The sequence below is a fragment of the Halomonas sp. PBN3 genome (genome assembly GCF_000475415.1).
In the GTDB taxonomy this organism is placed as follows: Bacteria; Pseudomonadota; Gammaproteobacteria; order Pseudomonadales; family Halomonadaceae; genus Halomonas; species Halomonas shengliensis.
The window spans coordinates 1-3,148 of record NZ_AXCA01000118.1 but is presented as its reverse complement, the minus strand read 5'-3'; the positions used below and the strand labels follow the sequence as shown (position 1 = coordinate 3,148).

The following is a 3,148-nucleotide window of genomic DNA, read 5'->3' as shown; positions in this document are numbered from 1 at the left end:
GATCTTCACCCACAACCACCCGAGCGGGGAGCCCGATCCGAGCGATGCGGACCGACGCATTACCCAGCGCCTTAAAGAGGCACTGGGTCTGATCGAAGTTCGCGTGCTCGACCATATCGTGGTGGGCGGCTCGGACTCGGTCTCCTTCGCGGAGCGGGGTTATCTCTGACACCTCGGGCGCTTGCCCGTGACTTCTTGGACGGGTGCCGGCGCTGCCGGCCCCGTTCGCTCTTTTTGCATCCTGTCGAACAGGAGTCTGGTGATGATCAAGATTCCCGGGCGGCTCACCGTCCGCACCATTCATGGGCGCAACGGCCCCTTCAACGTCGGCCGGCTGGCGGCCTCGATCGGTGAGTTCGTCATCAAGGACCCTCAGCTGGACCAGTTCAGCGAAGGGGTGTTTGAGGGCGAGTTTCTGCTGCTCGAGGTCCGCCCGGCGAGCTACTTCACCGGTGGCCGGCTGGTCGTGGAGGTTCGCGCCAAGGTCGGCGAGATGCTGCTGACCGAGGACGGCATGCTGGTGACCCAGCATGGGCCGCGTTTCGACTCCGCGGAGATGGATCCGCTGGAGGAGGAGGCCGCTCCAGCGCCACCCGTGCCGCCAGCCCCGCCTGCGCCTGGGTCGGGCGAGCCGATGGCACCGCCTGCGCCGCCGTCTCAGGTTGATGCTGGCGAGGGGCCAGGGCCGCAAGCCCCGGAGACCCACGCCGCTGGCCAGGAGGCCAACCCCGACGCCGAGCTCTTCGGCCTGCTCTGGCCCCTGGGGCAGAGCGTCAAGCTCGATCCCACCGTGGACCGAGCGCTGTTCCGCCGTCAGGTGAGTCGACTGAAGGAATTGGGCTACCGATTCCAGGCGCCGACCCAGACCTGGCAAGCCGCTGCCTGAGGCAGCCAATCCCCACCGGGGCATCTCGATGCCCTGGGCTCGGGATGTCCCCATCGCTCTTTGCTAACCGATGGAGGCCATCATGCCCGAGCTCTACACTCTTGATGAGTGCCTGGACCTGTACGCCGATGCGTTCTGCCTTGGCCGGCAGCGTGAGTGCCTGTTTCTCTCCCTGTGGGGGCGGGATACAGCGCTGCAGGAGCTGCTGGCCAGGCTGACGCTGCCAGCGGCAGACAACGGCCTGGATACCCTGCATCTCTGCCAGGGCGACACTCGCCACCCCATGGTCTTTGGCGACATGGACCGCTACTCCCGGCGCTCTGCCCGGTTGCGCCAGACGCGCTTCGGCACCCTGGTGCACGTGTGGCTCTTCGACCAGCGCTGCATCACGCCGGATCGCGCCAACCTTCACAGCATCGTCCTGCTCGACGACGAGGAGGGCGTCTGCCCGGTCGATGACCAGCTATGGCCACGCGTGCGGGAGCTCTGCCCGCTGCCCCTGCTGGATCACTGGCAGGCGCCGGTGATGACGCTGCTGCATGCCCAGCAGGCGGTACTGCCGGCCTCGTTCTCACAGGGGCCGATTCAGGCCTGGGAGATCTCACTGGATGAGAACGACCTGGCCCCGCGCATCAGCGGCATGATCCGCGCCGGCGTGCTCACCCCCGAGCCCTGAGCGCTCGCTCCACCACGGTGCGGCCGTTCTGGCCGCGCCTACCATACCCAACCGACAGGAGGTGTCGCATGGCACTGATGTTTCAGCGCATTGCGCGCAACTTCGCCAGGAATGGCTACTTCCCCACGGACGAGGCGTCGCTTGAGCGGGTGCTTCAGGCGCTCCGCCCAGCCAGCACCGGCCGGATGCGGGTGCTAGACCCCTGTGCGGGGGAGGGCGCTGCCATCGCCGAGCTTGCCCACCACCTGGGGCGCGAACGCGTTCAGGCCTGTGGCGTGGAGTATCACGCCGAGCGGGCCGCCTCGATGCATGGCCTGGTGGATAGAGGCCTACAGGGCGACCTGATGGATACGGTGATCTCACCGCGCAGCGTGGGCTGCCTGTGGCTCAACCCGCCCTATGGCGACCTGCTGGCCGACCACGCCGGTTACGAGAGCTATCAGGGCAAGGGGCGCAGGCGCCTGGAGAAGCTGTTCTACCAGCGCACCGTTGGCACCCTGCAATATGGGGGCGTGATGGTGCTGATCGTTCCCGACTACGCCCTGGACAAGGAGCTGACCGGCTGGCTGGTCAACCACTTCACCGAGCTGAGGGTCTTCCGCGCCGCCGTGGATGACTTTCAGCAGGTGGTGATCCTGGGCCGCCGGGTGCGACGCCGTGAGGCGCAGCGCAGCCAGGAGGCCAAGGCGATGCGCGCCCAGCTGCTGCGCGTGGGAAGCAAGGAGGTCATACCCGAGGTGATCCCGGCGGTGTGGCCCTTCGAACCCTACGCGGTGCCGGCGGCTCAGGGCGAGCTGCGCCACTTTTACCGCGTGTCGCTCGATGCCGAGCAGCTGGCCGATGAGGTCGGGAAGCTGCAGGGGCTCTGGCCCGAGGTGGGCAGCGTGTTCGGGAAGACCGGCCTGTCGCCGCGTCCCCCGGTGCGCCGGCTCTCCTCCTGGCATCTGGCCCTGTCGCTGGCGGCCGGGGCGATCTCCGGCGTGGTCACTGCGCCCAACGGCCGCTGCCTGGTGGTCAAGGGCAACACCCACAAGGATAAGGTCGCCAAGACCGAGTTCACCGAGCGGGAGGATGGCTCCATCACCGAGACCCGCGTGCTCACCGACCGCTTCGTGCCGGTGATCCGCGCCTGGGAGATGACGCCAGACTCGCCTCGCTGTGGGCAGCTGCTGACCATTACCTCGACGCCGGCGGCCAATGATGGCGAGCCGGAAGAGGGTGATCAGACGGCCGAGGCTGAGGCAGGCGATGCCCCTGAGCCGCTCAACCGGGTCGCCGAACGTGCCGCGAGGCCGGATCCACGCCGCTTCGACGTAGGGCGTGTGGTGATGACCCGGGCCGTGAACGAGCTGGTGGAGCGGGGCGAGGTCTCGCCCATGGCGCTGCTCCGACGACACGTCACCGGCGACTGGGGTGACGTGCCCGACGAGGATCGACAGAGCAACGAGCAGGCGCTGATTCACGGTGACAGGCTGCTCTCGTCCTACCGGATCGGTGAGTCGCTCACCGTCTGGATCATCACCGAGGCAGATCGCAGCGCCACCACGCTGCTACTGCCAGAGGAGTACTGACCGGCGCCCCGGGCG

Annotated in this window: 4 protein-coding genes; all 4 read left to right on the top strand. The window is 67.7% G+C overall.

The annotated features are described in order from the left end of the window. Positions 1-169 (top strand): JAB domain-containing protein (locus tag Q673_RS24445; protein ID WP_023004498.1); only part of this gene is annotated, 169 nt, incomplete at its 5' end. 93 nt (positions 170-262) lie between these two features. Continuing rightward, on the top strand, positions 263-886 hold the full coding sequence (locus Q673_RS24440; RefSeq protein ID WP_023005300.1) for a DUF3275 family protein: 624 nt from the start codon (positions 263-265) through the stop codon (positions 884-886). Positions 887-968: 82 nt separating this feature from the next. After that, positions 969-1,562 carry a hypothetical protein gene (locus Q673_RS24435; RefSeq protein ID WP_031217836.1) on the top strand — a complete coding sequence of 198 codons (594 nt, stop codon included), beginning with the start codon at positions 969-971 and terminating at the stop codon, positions 1,560-1,562. A gap of 17 nt (positions 1,563-1,579) precedes the next feature. Next, a complete protein-coding gene (locus Q673_RS24430; protein WP_442778051.1) occupies positions 1,580-3,133 on the top strand; it encodes a DUF6094 domain-containing protein in 1,554 nt (517 codons plus the stop codon). The last annotated feature ends 15 nt before the right edge of the window (positions 3,134-3,148 follow it).

Excerpts from the sequence above, each read along its gene's own strand:
- Q673_RS24440 (WP_023005300.1), top strand. The coding sequence starts at position 263 with ATGATCAAGATTCCCGGGCGGCTCACCGTCCGCACCATTCATGGGCGC.
- Q673_RS24435 (WP_031217836.1), top strand. The coding sequence starts at position 969 with ATGCCCGAGCTCTACACTCTTGATGAGTGCCTGGACCTGTACGCCGAT.